Source organism: Mycobacterium toneyamaense (genome assembly GCF_055384815.1).
The window spans coordinates 4,231,341-4,246,715 of record NZ_AP040333.1; the positions used below are offsets into that span (position 1 = coordinate 4,231,341).

15 protein-coding genes and 1 pseudogene are annotated in these 15,375 nt (G+C 66.4%); 1 reads left to right on the forward strand and 15 read right to left on the reverse strand.

The genetic code is table 11. The features are described from left to right. Positions 1–16: 16 nt before the first annotated feature. The 10 genes and pseudogenes from ACZ5IQ_RS20380 to ACZ5IQ_RS20425 all read right to left on the reverse strand — a co-directional run bounded on the left by ACZ5IQ_RS20380 (position 17) and on the right by ACZ5IQ_RS20425 (position 9,584). Positions 17–1,321, reverse strand: coding sequence for an MlaD family protein (locus ACZ5IQ_RS20380; protein WP_409430172.1), 1,305 nt, complete (start codon positions 1,319–1,321; stop codon positions 17–19). Next, positions 1,273–2,391: an MlaD family protein gene (locus ACZ5IQ_RS20385; protein WP_409430173.1), complete on the reverse strand. Its 1,119-nt coding sequence runs from the start codon at positions 2,389–2,391 to the stop codon at positions 1,273–1,275. The genes ACZ5IQ_RS20380 and ACZ5IQ_RS20385 overlap by 49 nt, the downstream gene beginning before the upstream one ends. Beyond that, on the reverse strand, positions 2,388–3,587 hold the full coding sequence (locus ACZ5IQ_RS20390; RefSeq protein ID WP_409430174.1) for an MCE family protein: 1,200 nt from the start codon (positions 3,585–3,587) through the stop codon (positions 2,388–2,390). Before ACZ5IQ_RS20390 ends, ACZ5IQ_RS20385 begins: the two co-directional genes overlap by 4 nt. Next, on the reverse strand, positions 3,584–4,225 hold the full coding sequence (locus ACZ5IQ_RS20395) for an MCE family protein (RefSeq protein ID WP_409430175.1): 642 nt from the start codon (positions 4,223–4,225) through the stop codon (positions 3,584–3,586). Before ACZ5IQ_RS20395 ends, ACZ5IQ_RS20390 begins: the two co-directional genes overlap by 4 nt. A 97-nt stretch (positions 4,226–4,322) precedes the next feature. Next, positions 4,323–4,649: pseudogene (locus ACZ5IQ_RS20400) on the reverse strand (MlaD family protein); the annotation flags it as partial. Next, positions 4,646–5,695 (reverse strand): MlaD family protein, encoded by a 1,050-nt coding sequence (locus ACZ5IQ_RS20405; RefSeq protein WP_064859927.1) that lies wholly within the window; start codon positions 5,693–5,695, stop codon positions 4,646–4,648. The gene ACZ5IQ_RS20405 and the pseudogene ACZ5IQ_RS20400, both read right to left, overlap by 4 nt. After that, positions 5,692–7,218: an MlaD family protein gene (locus tag ACZ5IQ_RS20410; protein WP_064859928.1), complete on the reverse strand. Its 1,527-nt coding sequence runs from the start codon at positions 7,216–7,218 to the stop codon at positions 5,692–5,694. The genes ACZ5IQ_RS20405 and ACZ5IQ_RS20410 overlap by 4 nt, the downstream gene beginning before the upstream one ends. Continuing rightward, the gene (locus ACZ5IQ_RS20415) at positions 7,218–8,075 is read right to left on the reverse strand and encodes an MlaE family ABC transporter permease (RefSeq protein ID WP_138250000.1); all 858 of its coding nucleotides are present in this window, start codon (positions 8,073–8,075) and stop codon (positions 7,218–7,220) included. The genes ACZ5IQ_RS20410 and ACZ5IQ_RS20415 overlap by 1 nt, the downstream gene beginning before the upstream one ends. A 1-nt stretch (position 8,076) precedes the next feature. Continuing rightward, entirely contained in the window at positions 8,077–8,940 is an 864-nt protein-coding gene (locus ACZ5IQ_RS20420) for an MlaE family ABC transporter permease (RefSeq protein ID WP_110783998.1), read from the reverse strand. Further along, positions 8,937–9,584 carry a TetR family transcriptional regulator gene (locus ACZ5IQ_RS20425; protein ID WP_163693257.1) on the reverse strand — a complete coding sequence of 216 codons (648 nt, stop codon included), beginning with the start codon at positions 9,582–9,584 and terminating at the stop codon, positions 8,937–8,939. Before ACZ5IQ_RS20425 ends, ACZ5IQ_RS20420 begins: the two co-directional genes overlap by 4 nt. A gap of 264 nt (positions 9,585–9,848) precedes the next feature. Here ACZ5IQ_RS20425 and ACZ5IQ_RS20430 point away from each other — a divergent pair, with 264 nt between their 5' ends. Further along, on the forward strand, positions 9,849–10,643 hold the full coding sequence (locus ACZ5IQ_RS20430; protein WP_133426955.1) for a crotonase/enoyl-CoA hydratase family protein: 795 nt from the start codon (positions 9,849–9,851) through the stop codon (positions 10,641–10,643). Here the strand turns inward: ACZ5IQ_RS20430 and ACZ5IQ_RS20435 are convergent. The 5 genes from ACZ5IQ_RS20435 to ACZ5IQ_RS20455 form a co-directional block, all read right to left on the reverse strand. Continuing rightward, positions 10,577–11,698 carry a hypothetical protein gene (locus ACZ5IQ_RS20435; protein WP_409430176.1) on the reverse strand — a complete coding sequence of 374 codons (1,122 nt, stop codon included), beginning with the start codon at positions 11,696–11,698 and terminating at the stop codon, positions 10,577–10,579. The two genes, ACZ5IQ_RS20430 and ACZ5IQ_RS20435, sit on opposite strands and share 67 nt — an antisense overlap. 55 nt (positions 11,699–11,753) lie before the next feature. Further along, on the reverse strand, positions 11,754–12,218 hold the full coding sequence (locus ACZ5IQ_RS20440; protein ID WP_409430177.1) for an RrF2 family transcriptional regulator: 465 nt from the start codon (positions 12,216–12,218) through the stop codon (positions 11,754–11,756). 98 nt (positions 12,219–12,316) lie between these two features. Beyond that, the gene (locus tag ACZ5IQ_RS20445) at positions 12,317–13,537 is read right to left on the reverse strand and encodes an acyl-CoA dehydrogenase family protein (protein WP_409430178.1); all 1,221 of its coding nucleotides are present in this window, start codon (positions 13,535–13,537) and stop codon (positions 12,317–12,319) included. Between the two features lies 1 nt (position 13,538). After that, positions 13,539–14,567 (reverse strand): phosphotransferase family protein, encoded by a 1,029-nt coding sequence (locus ACZ5IQ_RS20450; protein ID WP_464480164.1) that lies wholly within the window; start codon positions 14,565–14,567, stop codon positions 13,539–13,541. Next, complete coding sequence (locus ACZ5IQ_RS20455) at positions 14,567–15,322, reverse strand: SDR family oxidoreductase (RefSeq protein ID WP_212806520.1); 756 nt, start codon at positions 15,320–15,322, stop codon at positions 14,567–14,569. Before ACZ5IQ_RS20455 ends, ACZ5IQ_RS20450 begins: the two co-directional genes overlap by 1 nt. Between the last annotated feature and the right edge of the window lie 53 nt (positions 15,323–15,375).

The following is a 15,375-nucleotide window of genomic DNA, read 5'->3' on the forward strand; positions in this document are numbered from 1 at the left end:
CGTGTCTCGTGGACCGTCAGTTCGGCATCGGGATCGGGTACGACGGACCCCCGTACGGGGTGTCGATCGTGTAGCCCGGGTAGTGCGGCGTCTTGTCGGTCACCGCGTGGGGGTCGTAGCCCGGCGGCGGACCGGCAGTGTCGTCACCCGGAGGCCGTGGCGCGTTGCGCGCACCGCGGACCAACAGCGATGGATCCTGATCCTCACAGTAGGTGTACTTGTACGGCTCGGGGAAACTCGCGTCCGACGGCGGGTGCCGCGGCAGGTTGTAGTCGCATCGGTACTTGGGGTAGATGTCAACGATCGCCCAGACACCGCCATCGTGAACGACGGACGCGAACCGGTCGATGAACGGATCCCGGTCGGGCCGCCAGATGTACTCGAGGCCCGGAATGCGTTGATAGATCACCTGCGAGGTCGTCGACAGGTTGCCGAGGATCTGCACCACGTTCTGCCGGTTGTCGGCGATCAGGTTGTCCAGCGTCGCCAACTGCGGCTCACCGCGCTCGACCAGGGTGCGGAAACCGCCGTCCATCTTGTTCACACCGTCGAGCACCTTGGTCAGATCGTTCGTGGTGGCGGCCAGGCCCGGACGCACATCGGCGACAGTGCTGAACACGACGCGCGTGGTACGAATCATGCTCACGGTCTCCGGCAACACCGAATCCACGGTGTTGGCCAACAAACTCGCGCCGTCCAGGATCGCGGCAAGCTTGCGTGGGCCGTCCTTGGTGACGTGCAACTCGTTGAACATCTTGCCGAGCTTGTCGGCATCGAGCTGCGCCAGCGCACCGCGGCTGTGGTCGATGATGTGCGGCAGGGTCACCGGGATGCTGGCCTGCTTGCCGGAGATCACCGCACCGTCAGTGAGATACGGGCCGCCGCCGTGCTCCGGCCGGAAGTCCAGGTACTGCTCCCCCGCCGCCGACAAGCCGGAAACCCGCACCGGGCTGTCGGTCGGGATGTGGGCAGACGAGTCGACGGAGGCCACCGCCTCGACACCGTTCTTGGTGAGGTTGACCGCCGCAACGTGACCGATCGGGATGCCGCGCAACGTGACATCCTGATTGGCCAGCAGCCCACCGGATTCCGGCAGCATGATCCGGATGGCGATGGTCCGGTGGAACGGGTTGAACCGCAGACCGTCGATGGCGATGTAGCCGAAAGCGATCACGGCAGTGGCCAGCAAGCCGAACAGCGCGAGCACCACCTTGCGGCTCGCCACCGCCTTCACGATGCGAATGACGAACGCCACCAGGCTGTTCAGCGCGTTCATCGGGTTCGGTCCGATCCGTAGATGCGGCCGAGCAGCATGTTCCATTCGTAGCGCAGGCTGCCGATCATCAGGTGCCAGTCGGTGCCGTCGGGTCCGTGGATGCCCGGGTCACCCGCGTAGTTCTTGTCGGGCAGTGCACCGATCGCGATCTTCGAGATCTCCGCCTGCACGTGCACGGCGGTGGAACTGGTGGCCTTGACCAGGATGCCGATCAGCCGGTTGAAGGCGGTCAGCGAGATGTTCGGGTCCATGGCGATCTCGTTGAACACCGCCGACAGCTTGTTCACATCGGCAGCGACACTGCGGGTGTCGGTGCCCTGCATCGACGGGAACTTGGACAGCTGCCGCGTGATTCGACCGACGTTGTCCACCACGTCCATGATCCGCGTGGTGATGTCGGAGATGACCGCCAGCGCGGGGGCGCCGGCGGCCAGCGCGGTGTCGATGCTCTGCTGATGCCGGGCGACCTCGGCCGCCATGTTCGACGTGCTGCGCAGCGTCGCATCCAGTTGCGCTGTCCGCGCCGTCATCTTCGCCAGGAACTGGTTGGTCTCCGAGATCAGCCCGGCCAGCTTCTCGCCGCGCCCGCCGACCACGCGGCCGGCGCCGTTGACATCGGTGGTCAGGGCGCGGATGGCGCCGCCGTTGACGAGCATCGCCAGCGAGTTGAGGAGTTCCTCGACCGTCGGGGCCGCGGCCGTGGCCCCCAACGGGATGGTGTCGCCGTTGCGCAGCAACGCTCCGCTGTCTGCCTTGTCGTCCGGCGGACGAATCTGGAGGAAGACGTCGCCCAGCGGTGTGGCCGAACGCAATTCGGCGGTGCTGCCCACCGGCAGCGGTACATCGCGACGGATCCGCATGGACACCTTGGCAGTGAAGTCCACGGCCTCGATCGACGTGACCTCACCGATGTCCGCGCCGTACAGCCGCACCTTCGCCTTCGACGGCAGGTTCAGCGCGTCGGTGAACACCGCATTGAGGTCGTAGGTTCCGCCTCTGGATCCGGGGGACGGCAACGGCACGCTGTCCAGGCCCGCGGCGCAGCCCGTCATCAGCAGGACGCCGCCGAGAACGCCGGCCCAGCGCGCCCCTCGCACAACCGATTTCACGCTCATCGCGTCGGCCCTCCCGGAGCGGGCGCAGCCGGGGCGGGTGCAGCCGGGGCCGATGCGCCGGGCTTCGGCGGCTCACCCTGACCCGACGGGCCGATACCGTTGGCCATCAGGTCCATCATCGACGTCAAGCCGAAGTCCGGACCGTAGTCCTGCAATGTGCCGGTCGCACAACCCAATTGCTTGAGGCCCATCAGGTTGCAGAGTTCCTTGTTCAGCTGGTTGTACGCCAACAACTTGTCGGTCAGCAGGTGGCCACGGATGCTGCCACCCACCGGGTCCAGCACGTTGTAGACGTTGTCCAGGGTCAGTGGCAGGACGTCCAGCGTCTCTTCCAACTCGCGCTTGTTGTCCGAGAGGGACCGCATTACCGGGTCCAAGTCGGCGAACGCGCCCTTGAGCTGGTCACGGTGACGCTCCAGCAGCCCGCTGACCTCTTCGAGGATCTCGTTGGCCTTGGCGCCTGTGCGCCCCGACCCGAGATTCTGGTCGGCGAGGATGTCGCTCAGTTGATGAACGTTGCTGCCGAATCTGCGCACGGCGTCGTCGTTTTCGGCCGCAGATTGGGTCAGGTCCGAGACACTGCGAATGATCTCCTGCAGATTCTTCTCGGTCTTGGCTCCACCGTCGGGTCCGACCTTGAGGGCCTCCGACAACTTGGTCAGCGTCGACTTGATCTGGGTGCTGTTCTCGGAGCTGATCCGGGAACCCAGGTCCACCAGATCGCCCAGTGGCCCACCGCCCTGCGGGTTGCCCTTCAGGGCGGTGCCCAGTTTGTCGATCATCGACAGCGTCTTGTCGAACTCAACGGGAGTCCTGGTGTGGCCCAACGCGATCAGATCGCCGTCCCGCAGCTTGTTCCCACCACGGTAGGGCGGGGTCAGCTCGACGTGCCGGTCGGTGAGGATCGAGGCGGAGACGGTGGCCGCCGTGACGTCGCTGGGGATCGGGATCTTCTTGTCGATGTCCATGGTGACCTCGATGTAGCCACCCTTGTTCACCACCGAGTCGACCTTGCCCACCTGCATGCCGAGCACCGACACCGCGTTGCCGGGATACAACCCGACGGCGTCCTGGAAATGCGCTGTCACGGTGATGTTGCGCTGCCACATGCGCGGCGCCACGGCGGCCGCGGTCGTCACCAGCGCGACGATCGCGATTACGGCGATCGCACCGATCATCAAGGCGCGCTTACTCATTTGCAGTCCTTGAAGTATTCGACGATGTTGAACTGGCGGGCCCGGCCGCTGATCGCGCACATCCAGGAATCCACCATGATGCCGGCGGGCAGGGTGATGTCGGCACCGTTGCCGCTACCCGTGAGGTTGGCGATGTTGCGCGCAGTGACCGGTGCGACCTGCAGGATGCTGCGGACCAGTGCGTCGTGATCGGCGAGCAGCTTGGCGAATTCGTGCAGGTTGGTGATCAAGGCGTCCAGTTGCGGCTCGTTGGCCAGCAATGTGTGGGCCCGGTCGGCCAGCAGCGTCACCCCGTCGAACAACCGCTGCATCGCGGCCCGCCGGGTGGTGATCTCGCCGAGAATCTGGTTGCCCTGCAGCACAAGTGCGCCGAGGTCGGCCTTCTGCCGATGCAACAACGCAGCGATGGTGTCGGCGTTGGTGATCAAGGTGCCGAGCTGGTCACGGCGGGACTGGATGACCCCGGCCAGCGAGTTCAGGTTGGTGAGCGCCTCCGGCAGGGCGTCGGGCACACCCTGCAGGCTGCCACTCATCACGCGCACCGACTCGGCGATCTTGTCCGCATCGAGCGGCGACAGCGTGCTGGTCGCACCCTCGAGCGTCTTCTGCAGGTCGTACGGCACCTCGGTATGACTCAACCTTGATTGTGTTGCCGGCGAGGTGGCCCGCGCCCGCCGGGCTGATCTCCAGGTACCGCGAACCCAAGATGGTCGTGAGTTTGATGGCCGCACGTGTTTCTGTGCCCAGCCGGACGTTCTTGTCGGCTTTGAACGTCACCACCACGTGGTCACCGGCCAGCTCGACGTTCTGCACCTCCCCGACGTTGATGCCCGCGATGGTGACGGCGTTTCCGGATTTGATCGCGGCGGCCTGAGCGAACTCGGCGGTGTACTGCTTCTTGCCGACGTCCAGGATGCTGACCAGCACCACGGCGGCGACCATCACGACGATGACCGTCAAGCCGATCACACCGAGCCAGAACTTGTTGTAGTCCTCCAGGACTCGCTTGCGCCCACCCGGGATGCTCGCCGGGCGCAGCGGACCACCGAACAGGCTGCTCATCGGCACACCGCCGTGTGCCAGGTCTCGTTGCCGTTACCTGGCGTGGCCGCGACGACGAACCGGCGGAACCAGTTGAGCAAGCCGCGCCACAGGCCGAAATCGAGGTCGCAGACGTAGACGTCGATGTAGGTACCCTCCTGGCCCGCGCGGGCAAGTCCCTTGAGCAGCAACGGCACATTGGCCAACGCATACCCCAGGCGGGCCTTGCCGTCGGTCACGCTGTACTTCAGGAAACCCGGCTCGCGGTCGATGAACTGCTGCATCTGCGGGGTGATCGCGTTGACGATCGCCGAGAGTCGCGTGACGTTGGCAGTGATCGACCCCACCGAGGAGACCAGCTCGTCGCGCCGGCCGTTCAGGGCGGCGATCGACACCGAGGTTTCGTGCAGCATCGTCTCCAGATTGGCGCTCTGCGCGGCCAACGTCGTCATCAACCGGTCCAGGTTCGCGATCAAATCCCCCAGGGCCGCATCGGGACCCGCGAGCGTCTGCGTCAGCACCGACGCCTGGGTCGTCAGCGTCAGCAGCGACCCCTGGTTGCCCTGGAACGCCGTGATGATGGCGTTGGTCAGGTTGTCCACCTGCTGCGGGTCGAGCTCGGTGAACAGCGGCTCGAAACCGTTGAGCATGTAGGAGATGTCGAACGACGGATTGGTCCGGCTCTCCGGAATCTGCGCTCCGACAGCCAGTTTGCGTTTGTCGCCCTCACCCTGACTCAAGCCCAGGTACCGCTGACCGATGATGTTCTGGTAGGTCACCGAGGCCAGCGTGTTGGTGTACAACGTCTGATTGCTGCGCACCTGGAACGAGACCTTGGCCTGGTTGTCCGGCGTCAGCTCGATCTTGTCGACCCGGCCGACGCGCACCCCGGCCACTCGGACGTCGTCGCCTTCGGCCAATCCCGAAACGTCGCTGAAGATCGCCGAATAGCTCGAGGTGGGCCCGGCGACGTTGCGCTGCAAGGTGGCGAAGACCATCCACGTGACGGCCACGGAGAAGACCAGGAACAGCGTCAGGAACACGACGGTGCTGCGCTTCAACTTCATGGCTGCCCCTCCGGGATCGGGGTGACCTGCACGTCCTGTCCGCGGGCCACCGGGCCAAGCAGCAACTGCGTGGCGGAAGTGGCCGGGCCACCGACGATCTGGCTCAACTGGTCCTTCTCACTCGGGCTGCCGACCGGCCCCACGGTGCCGCCGTAGAGGGGCGCGGACTGCTGCTGCACCTGGCCGCCAGGTGCGGGTGCGCCGGCTTCGGCCGGCAACGGCGGGCCCGGGGGCACGGGCGTGGCCTGCGGCCCGGGCGCCGGTGCCGCCTGCGGTGCGGGTGGCGCGTTCGGGTCCGGCGGGCCGGGGAACTCCGGCACGATCGGAACCGAAAAGCGCGGCGGCGCAATGTTGGGACGGTTCTCGGTCACCCACGGTGGGGTTGCCATCCCCATCGATTCCAGGCCGGGCTTGAGGTCGGGCGCGGTCGGGGTTTCGGGTGCGGTCTTGCAACTCGGCCCCTCCATCGCGCCGTACCGCGGGCAGTCCGCCCGGGTGTACTGGCGCGACGGGTTCATCGAGATGACGGCCTTCCACACGATGTGGCCGGTGTCCTGGTTGACGCCCTCGTCGTAGACCTTGTTGGCCAGCGCCTGCAATCGTGTTGAGACGCCGTGGAATTCACCGGCGTGGTCGGCCAGCACGCCGAGTGCCGGCGTCAGGCCGGTGCTCACCTGGATCATCCGGTCACTCTGGTGCTCGAACGCATCACCCAGCGTGCCCGTAGTGTTCAGGCCACCAGAGAGGAAATTGGTCAGCTGCGTGCGCTTCTCGGCGAACGTCCGCATCGGCTGTACCGAACTGTCCAGCGCGGTGAACAGGTCCGGCGACACTGTGCGCAGACTCTCGGCCGCGGCCTTCAAGGCGGACAACGTCGTCGGGCCGGTGTCGTCGGACTTGACCACCGTATTCAGTTGCTGCATCACGGCATTGACATCGTGGCCCGCATCGGTGAGCTTCTGGCCACGGCCGTGGGTGGCCTCGGCGATGGCCGCGAAGACACCGACGTTGTTGGCATCCGGTGACTGGCCGACAGCCTTGAGCAGCTGGCGCAACTTGGCCAGCACGTTCTGGAACAGCACCGTCGGCAAGGTCTGGTCCTCGAGCACCACGTCACCGGAACGGATGGGCCGCGCCCCGTCGCCGTTCTGCACGAGCTGCACCGCCGACACCGCAAAGATGTTGGCGGGCACCACGCGCGCGGTGACGTTGTCAGGGATCTGCGCGGCGAACTGCGGCTGGATGTTGACGTGCACCACGTTCGGCTGGCCGTGCTGCGACGGCGTCACACCCGACACCATGCCGACGATGACACCGCGGAACTTGACGTCGGACCGTTCCGGCAGGCCGTCACCGATGTTGATGAGCTTGAGCTCCACCCGGACGAAATCGTCCAATTTGCCTTGCGATTTCACCACCATGAGGACCGCGGCGAACGAGGCGATCACCGCGAAGCACAAGCCGATGACGCCCAGTTTGCGGTCGGTCGAACCGCGCGGGTCGTGGTCGAACGAGTTGCCCATCAGCCACCGAACCTTGCACCGCTGATGACGCCCCACAGCGCCATGGTGAGCAGCATGTTGACGATCATCACGACCGTGACACTGCCGCGCATCGCGCGGCCGGCCGCCACGCCGACGCCGGCCGGGCCGCCGGAGGCGAAATAGCCGTAGTAGCACTGGATGGTCGACGAGATGAACACGAAGATCACCGCTTTGACGGTGGCGAACAGCACGTCGCGGCCCTCGAGGAACAACCCGAAGTAGTGCAGATAGGTACCCGTGGACTGACCGGCCACCACGCTGACCAACTGGCACGACAGGTAGGCCAGGGCGAGGGCCGCGAGGAACAACGGGACCACCGCGATGACCGAGGCCACCACCCGCGTCGCCACCAGGTAGGCCACCGAGTTGATGCCCAGGGTGTCCAGCGCGTCGATCTCGTCATTGATCCGCATGGCGCCGAGCTGTGCGGTGAACCGGCAGCCGGCCTGTGCGATGAAGGCCATCGCGATCATCGCCGGCGCGAGTTCTCGGGTCGTCGCGAAGGACGAGACCAGGCCCGTCGCCGGCCCCAGTCCCAACAGGTTCAGGGCGTTGTAACCCTCGACGGCGACCAGCGCGCCGGCCGTGACACCGAGCACGCCGGCCACGTTCAGCGTGCCGCCGCCCACCACGATGGAGCCGTTGCCCCAGGTGATGTCGGACAGCAGCCGCAGCAGTTCCTTGCGGTAGCGCAGCCACATCGTCGGGATGGCCAGCACGACCTTGCCGAAGAACTCGATCATGTGGCCGGTGCGCCCGGCCGCCTTCAGCAGTCCGTTGCCGACCGCGGTGAACGGCCGCAACAGCTGCGGAGTGAATGTTGAGGGAGCCGCCATGTCAGATCGACGTCTTCGGGAACACGATGACGTACAGCTGGCTCATCACCACGTTGACGATCATCATCAGCAGCACCGACTCCACCACGGCGGCGTTCACCGAGTTGGCCACACCGGCCGGACCGCCGCGGGTGTCCAGCCCCTTGTGGCAACTGATCACCGCCACGATGACGCCGAAGACGATGGCCTTGACCATCGCCAGGGCGAGGTCACCGACGGTGGAGAACGACGAGAACGTCGCGATGAACGAGCCCGGTGTGCCGTTCTGCAGGTAGACGTTGAACATGTAGCTCGCCAGGTAACCGACGAAGCTGGTGACGCCGGTCAGCAGCACACCGATGAGAACGAGGGCGACCAGCCGCGGCACGACGAGGCGCTGGATCGGGGACACGCCCATCACCTCCATGGCGGAGATTTCCTCACGCATGGTCCGCGATCCGAGGTCCGCGCAGACGGCCGAACCGACCGCCGTCGCCAGCAGCAGCGAGGCCACCAGGGGCGCGCCCTGCCGGATGACCACCAGCCCGGTCGCCGCACCCGACAGGGACGACGCGCCGACCTGGCCCGCGAGCAACGCGAATTGGATCGACAGCGTCACGCTGATCGGGATCGTCACCAGAACCGTTGGGGTGAAGGCGGTTCCGGCCATGAACGCGGCCTGGTCCAGGAATTCGCGCACCTGGAAGCGGCCCTTGACGATGTCGAAGAACAGGTACTCCAGTGTCCGCAGGCCGAGGACGATCTGCCCGCCGGCGGTACTCAGCGATGCGATCGGGTGGTTCTGCAGATAACGCTTGACCCAGTCGATGGCCTCGGCGATGGCGCCCCACTTCGCCAGTCCCCTTGGTTGTGCCTGGTCGGTCATCGGGCTGCCGCTTCCTGGCCGGACTGCGGCCACTCGGTGGCGATGCCGCGGCACACCAGTTCATTGCTTGCGATGGTCTGTGCGAGCAACTCCTCGCGGCTCGGCTTCTGTCCGTAGCGAAGGGCGATGCCGAAGGGGATGGCGCAGATTGTCTGGGCGGTGGCGCGCACGTCGACGTCGGCACGGATGTAGCCCTGATTGATGCCGTCCCGGAGCATGTTCGCCAGCACACGGGCGCCGTCGTCGAAGAGCCGCTGGAACTCCTCGGTCATCTGCTGGTCGACGCCGGCGGCCTGCACGACGATCAACTGCATCAGGCGCGGTTCATCGGCGAGGAGTTCGCTGTACGCCATGCCGATGCCGAGAAGATGGTCACGGAATTCGGTGATGGACGTCAGGCGTCCCGGCGTCGAGTCGCCGATGGCCGCCAGCACCCGGGCATTTACCTGGCGCACGGCGTGGTCGACGATGTCGCGCTTGTTCTCGAAGTACCGGTAGAACATCGAATGGCCGGACCCGAGTCGCTTGGCGATGTGACTGATGGAGGTCTGGTGATATCCCCGCTCAGCGAACTCCGCCAATGCCGCTTCGATGACTTCTTCGCGTACCAGCTCAGCGCGTTTCGCCCGCTGGCGTTCCGCCATGGTCGCGCGCGCCTCGCCTGTCACGCGGATCACAGTAGCGTATCGATTCCGGTTTCGGACACAGTCTTCGCGAAACGGAATGAATTGTCTCGCGGGTAGGCCTTGGCGCGCCGCCGGTTTGCTGAAGTTCGCAGTTGACGTTGCCGCTGCACAGTAGGGCGGGTTCCTCGACCGTGGGGCTGTTTGGGCATTTTCACCAAATACCCACAGCTTCGAGCGGCGCTGTGGTAGGCGACAGCGCCGCACTATCCTGCCCCCATGGCAATGGATCGGATCACCGTCGAAGTTCGAGATGGCATCGCCTACGCGACGCTCAACCGGGCCGACAAGATGAACAGCCTGGACCTGCCGATGCTGGAAGCGCTCGCCACGGTCCCCGATCGATTGGCTCGCGACCGTTCTGTACGCGTCGTGATTCTGCGTGGCGACGGGCGGGCGTTCTGCACCGGGCTGGACTTCGCCGGAGCGAAGTTGCAGGGATTGAGCGCCGTGCGCAACTTCGGCAAGTTCCCGGGGCAGAAGACCAACCTGTTCCAACAGGCCTGCTGGGCTTGGCGCGAGTTGCCGGTTCCGGTGATCGCGGCCGTACACGGCCACTGCTACGGCGGCGGCCTGCAGGTGGCCCTGGCCGCGGACTTCCGAATCGCGACGCCGGACTGCAAGCTGTCGGTCATGGAGGCCCGCTGGGGCCTGATCCCGGACATGACCGGGTCGGTGACTCTGCGCGAGCTCCTGCCGATGGATGTGGCCAAGCGGCTCACCATGACCGCCGAGGTGTTTTCCGGGACCGATGCCCTGGGCTACGGACTGGTCACCGCCGTCGCCGACGACCCGCTGCTGGCCGCCGAGGAGCTGGCCGCCCAGCTGATCGAGCGGTCCCCCGACGCGCTGGCCGCCACCAAGAAACTGTTCGACGCGACCTGGACGTCGCCTCCGCGCTGGGCGTTCTGGACCGAATCGCTCTTGCAATTACGGCTGCTGCGGGGGCGCAATCACCGGTTGGCGCGCAAGGCGGGGCGCGACGGCAGTCCGGTTTGGGCGCCGCGGTCGCTGGGCTGAAGACCAGCCTTGGCGTCCGGCTTCGACTTGGGATCGGGCTTTGGCGTCAGTGCCTTCGTCGCTTTCGTCAGACCGTTGGCGAGCCCGGCCAACGGGTTGGGGAACTGCCCCGATGACTGCGACGGCGGCGTTTTCTTCGGCTTCTTCGGCGGCGTCTGGGCGATGGTGACCTCGGGTGTGACGGCCGACGTCGTCACGGGCTTCGGCGCCGCCACCGGGGTGAAGGCACCGGGCTGCATGGCAGCTGCGCGGACCTTGTTCGCCTCGGTGACGATGGTGTTCGCGACGACGTTCGCGGCGTTGGTCACCACGCCACCTGCGGTCTGGACGCCCGCCATGAACGCGCGCAGCGGATTGCCGCTGTTCGCCAGTTCCTGAGCCACCGCATCAGGTACATGGAACGCGCCGGCAAGGAAGAAGTTCAAGCCCGGGAAGATCACGGCCGCAACCACATTGATGACTCCGATCACCGCGACCTGGAACACGCCGCGCGGCATGACCGTCGGCTCCGGGTTCCGGACGACGGGCGCGTTGAGCGCGTCGTAGGTCTGCTGGCGGAACTGCTGGAACGCGTCGAGCACCGCGCCCGGACCGGCGGGGATCGCGGGAGGAATGTTGAGCAGACCCACCACGCCGACTTCGAAAGCGTTGAGTGCCCGCTTCGCCGGAATGGCGGCGTCGGCATCGATCGCCTTGTCCATGGCGGCGGCCGTGGGTCCCGTCATCGATGCCGCGGCGATGCCGAGAGCCTTGAGCGGTCCGTTCGCCGCCAACGCGGAGAGGAACACCCCCGGCTCCTGCAGCGTCGTGGTGACACCGGTCGTGACGGTCTGCGCCAGCAGCGGGCAGATGATGGAGCAGTAGATCCCCTGGTTCTTCACGAAGCTGGTGATCAGCCCGCCCGGCGGAACTGTTGCGGCCAAACGGATTTCCCTCGTCACGGCCGGCGGCGAAGCATGGCCGGAGGCGGGCGGGGCGGGCGGCGCCGGTGCGATGACGGCCATGGCGACGGCGGTCGCGGCGAGAGCAGTGGGCAGGCGTGCGGACAGTTGCATCGTGATCCCCTTGCGCAGCGGTGTACGGGTACCACGATCCGGCGGGCCACTCGGTTCAATCGGTGCGGGAATCGATCTGCGCGGCCAGTGCGCCGAGGCTGATGAGCAGGTTCCTCGTCGGCGGCTGCGCAAGGTCGGCGACCGTGGTGGTGTTCAGCGACGCGTAGAACGCCGCTTTGGCCTGCGCCAACGCCGCGCGGAGCCGGCATGCCGACTGCAGTGGGCAATCCAGCCCACTGCAGTCGACCAGCTCGGTGTCACCATCGTCTTCCAGTGACCGCACCACGTCGCCCAGACGGGCGGTGCGACCGGCCGCGGTGAGGGCAAGCCCGCCGCCGCGACCGCGGTCGGCGTCCAGCCACCCGGACGCCGCCAGGTGCGCACACGCTTTGGTCGCGTGCGTGTAGGAGATCTGCATGTCCTCGGCGATCTGCCGCGTCGAAATCCGCTGCCGGCCGTCTTCGGCGGCCAGCCGGATCAAGATCCGCAGCCCGACGTCACTGAAACCGGTCAACCGCACATGACCACGCTATTTAATCGTCATTTCTGATGCAAATAAAGATGCAGGTGGGCGGCGCCCCTGCCCGGCAGGAACGCCGCCACACCAACGCGTGCCGGTCAGCCCGCCAGGTGCTTCTTGAGCTCGGTCCGGGCGAGAGCGTTCTTGTGCACCTCGTCGGGCCCGTCGGCGAAGCGCAGCGTGCGGATGCCCGCGTACATCGCGGCGAGCGGGAAGTCCTGCGACACCCCGCCGGCGCCGTGCACCTGGATGGCTTTGTCCAGAATCCATTGCACGGTGAGCGGCGTGGCGATCTTGATGGACTGAATCTCGGTGTGCGCGCCGCGGTTTCCGACGGTGTCCATCAGCCAGGCGGTCTTGAGCACCAGCAGCCGGAGCTGTTCGACGCGAACACGGGACTCGGCGATCCAGTCCCGGATCACGCCCTGCTCGGCAAGCGGCTTGCCGAACGCGACCCGGCTCGCGGCCCGCTGGCACATCATCTCGATGGCGCGCTCGGCGACGCCGATCGCCCGCATGCAGTGATGGATGCGGCCCGGTCCGAGACGGGCCTGGGCGATCGCGAACCCGCCGCCCTCTTCACCGATCAGATTGGACACCGGCACCCGCACGTCAGTGAACCGCAGCTCGGCGTGCCCGCCATGGTCGTGGTCGTCGTACCCGAACACTTCCATGCCGCGCAGCACCTCGAGGCCCGGGGTGCCGCGGGGCACCAGGATCTGCGACTGCTGGCGGTGGCGTTCGGAGGTCGGGTCCGTCTTGCCCATCACGATGAACACCGTGCAGTTGGGATTCATCGCGCCGGTGATCCACCACTTGCGACCGTTGATCACGTACTCGTCGCCGTCCCGCACGATGGACAGCTCGACGTTGGTGGCGTCCGAGCTCGCCACGTCGGGTTCGGTCATGGCGAAGGCGGACCGAATCTCGCCGTCCAGCAACGGTTCGAGCCACCGGCGCTGCTGCTCCTCGGTGCCGAATTCGTTGAGCACCTCCATGTTTCCGGTATCCGGGGCGGCGCAGTTGAACACCGCGGGCGCCAGTTGGATACTGCGGCCGGTGATCTCGGCGAGCGGGGCGTACTGCAGGTTGGTCAGGCCCGCGCCCTTCTGCCCCGGCAGGAACAGATTCCACAAACCGCGACGCCGGGCCTCGGCGCGCAGCTCGGTGAGGACCGGGACACTGTCCCACGCCCACCGGTTGTCCAGGGCGCCCAGCTGCTCGTGGAACGTCTTCTCGGCGGGATAGACGTGGCTTTCCATGAACGCCGTGAGTTCGGCGATCATTTCGTTGGTCTTGGCGTCGTACGCGAATTCCATGTCAGTGCTCCTTGAGTGCGTTGAGGCCGGCGTCCAGCAGGAAGTGCACCGCGTCACCGGCGAACGAGAATCCGTCACCGACGGTCTGCCCGTTGACATAGCGGTAGTGGATACCTTCGAAGATGCCTGCCATCTTGAAGAAGGCGAGACCGAGGTAGAAGCCGAAATCACCTAGCGGACGGTCGATTCCGGCGTGGTAGCGGTCGATGATCTCCTGTTCGGTCAGGAAGCCGGGGGCTTCGCTGACATCGGAGACCTCCCCGTTGCCCGATGCGGCCAACTGCCCGTAGGCCACCATCAGCGCGAGATCGGTGAGCGAGTCGCCGATGGTGGCCAACTCCCAGTCGATGACGGCGGCGGGCCGGTCCGCGGAATCGAACAGCACGTTGTCGAGGCGGTAGTCGCCGTGCACGATGCCGGGTGCCGAATCGGCCGGAACCCGCTGCGACAGCGCGTCATAGAGCTTTTCCATGACGGGCAGGTCCCGGGTGCGGGCCGCCGCGAACTGCTTGTGCCACCGGCCGACCTGACGCCCGAGGAACCCTTCGGGCCGGCCGAAGTCCGCGAGCCCTACCGAGGCGGGATCGACGGAATGCACCGCGACCAGGGTGTCGACGAGTCGCTCCGAGATGAGCCGGGTGCGCTCGGCGCCCAGCGCCGTCAGTTCGGCGGCCTGCCGGTAGGGCGTGCCGTCGATCTCGGCCATCACATAGAAGGGTGCGCCGAGCACGGAAGCGTCATCGCAGAATCCGTACATCGCGGGCACGGGCACCGCGGTGGGCGCCAGCGCCGACATCATCCGATATTCGCGACTCATGTCGTGGGCCGTGGCGAGCAACTCGCCCACGGGAGGCCGGCGGACGATCCACGACGAATCGCCATCTGTGACACGGTAAGTCAGGTTCGACTTGCCACCGGCGATCAACGTCGCCGACAGCGTGGCGCCGGCACCGGGCACGGTGGCCGACAGCCACGCACCGAGGCGATCCAGGTCCAGCCCCGGCAGTTCGACATGTGCGCCGGCGGCCATCAGACGCCACCGCCCAGGAGCACGCCGCCGTCGATCGTCAGGGTCTGGCCGGTCATCCAGCCGGCGTCATCCGACAGCAGGAACGCCACCACCGAACCGATATCCTCCGGCACGCCAAGACGTTTGAGCGCATAGTGCGCGCTGACCTCTTCTTCACGGCCTTCGTAGAGCGCGGTCGCGAAGCGCGTCTTGACGACGGCGGGCGCAACCGCGTTGACGCGGATGTTCGGACCCAGCTCGACGGCCAGCTCCTCGGTGAGGTGAATGACCGCGGCTTTCGACACCCCGTAGAAGGCGATACCCGGCGCGGGCCGCAGCCCGGCGATCGATGCGACATTGACGATCGCGCCGCCGTGTTCGCCCTGCCAGGCCCGGTTCACCTTCTGCACCCACGAGAGCGCCGACAACACGTTGACTTCGAGAATCTTGCGCGCGGCGTCCATGTCGATGTCCATGAGCGGCCCGTACACCGGGTTGATGCCGGTGTTGTTGACGAAAAGGTCGGCACTGCCGAAGGTTTCGATCGCCTTGGCCACCACGGCATCCTGATGCTCGGTGTCGTCGCCGCGGCCGGCGACGGCCAGCGCGACATCCGGTCCACCGAGGGTCTCGACGGCGGCGTCCAGCGCTTCCTGCTTGCGGGCCGTGATCACCACCTTGGCGCCTTCGTCCACCAGACGCTGGGCGATGGCGAATCCGATGCCACGACTGGCACCCGTGACGATCGCGGTCTTTCCTTCGAATCGCGTGCTCATGTCAACTTCCTCGTGGGGGGGTTGCGGTACAGGGCCCCACACCGTGGGACACA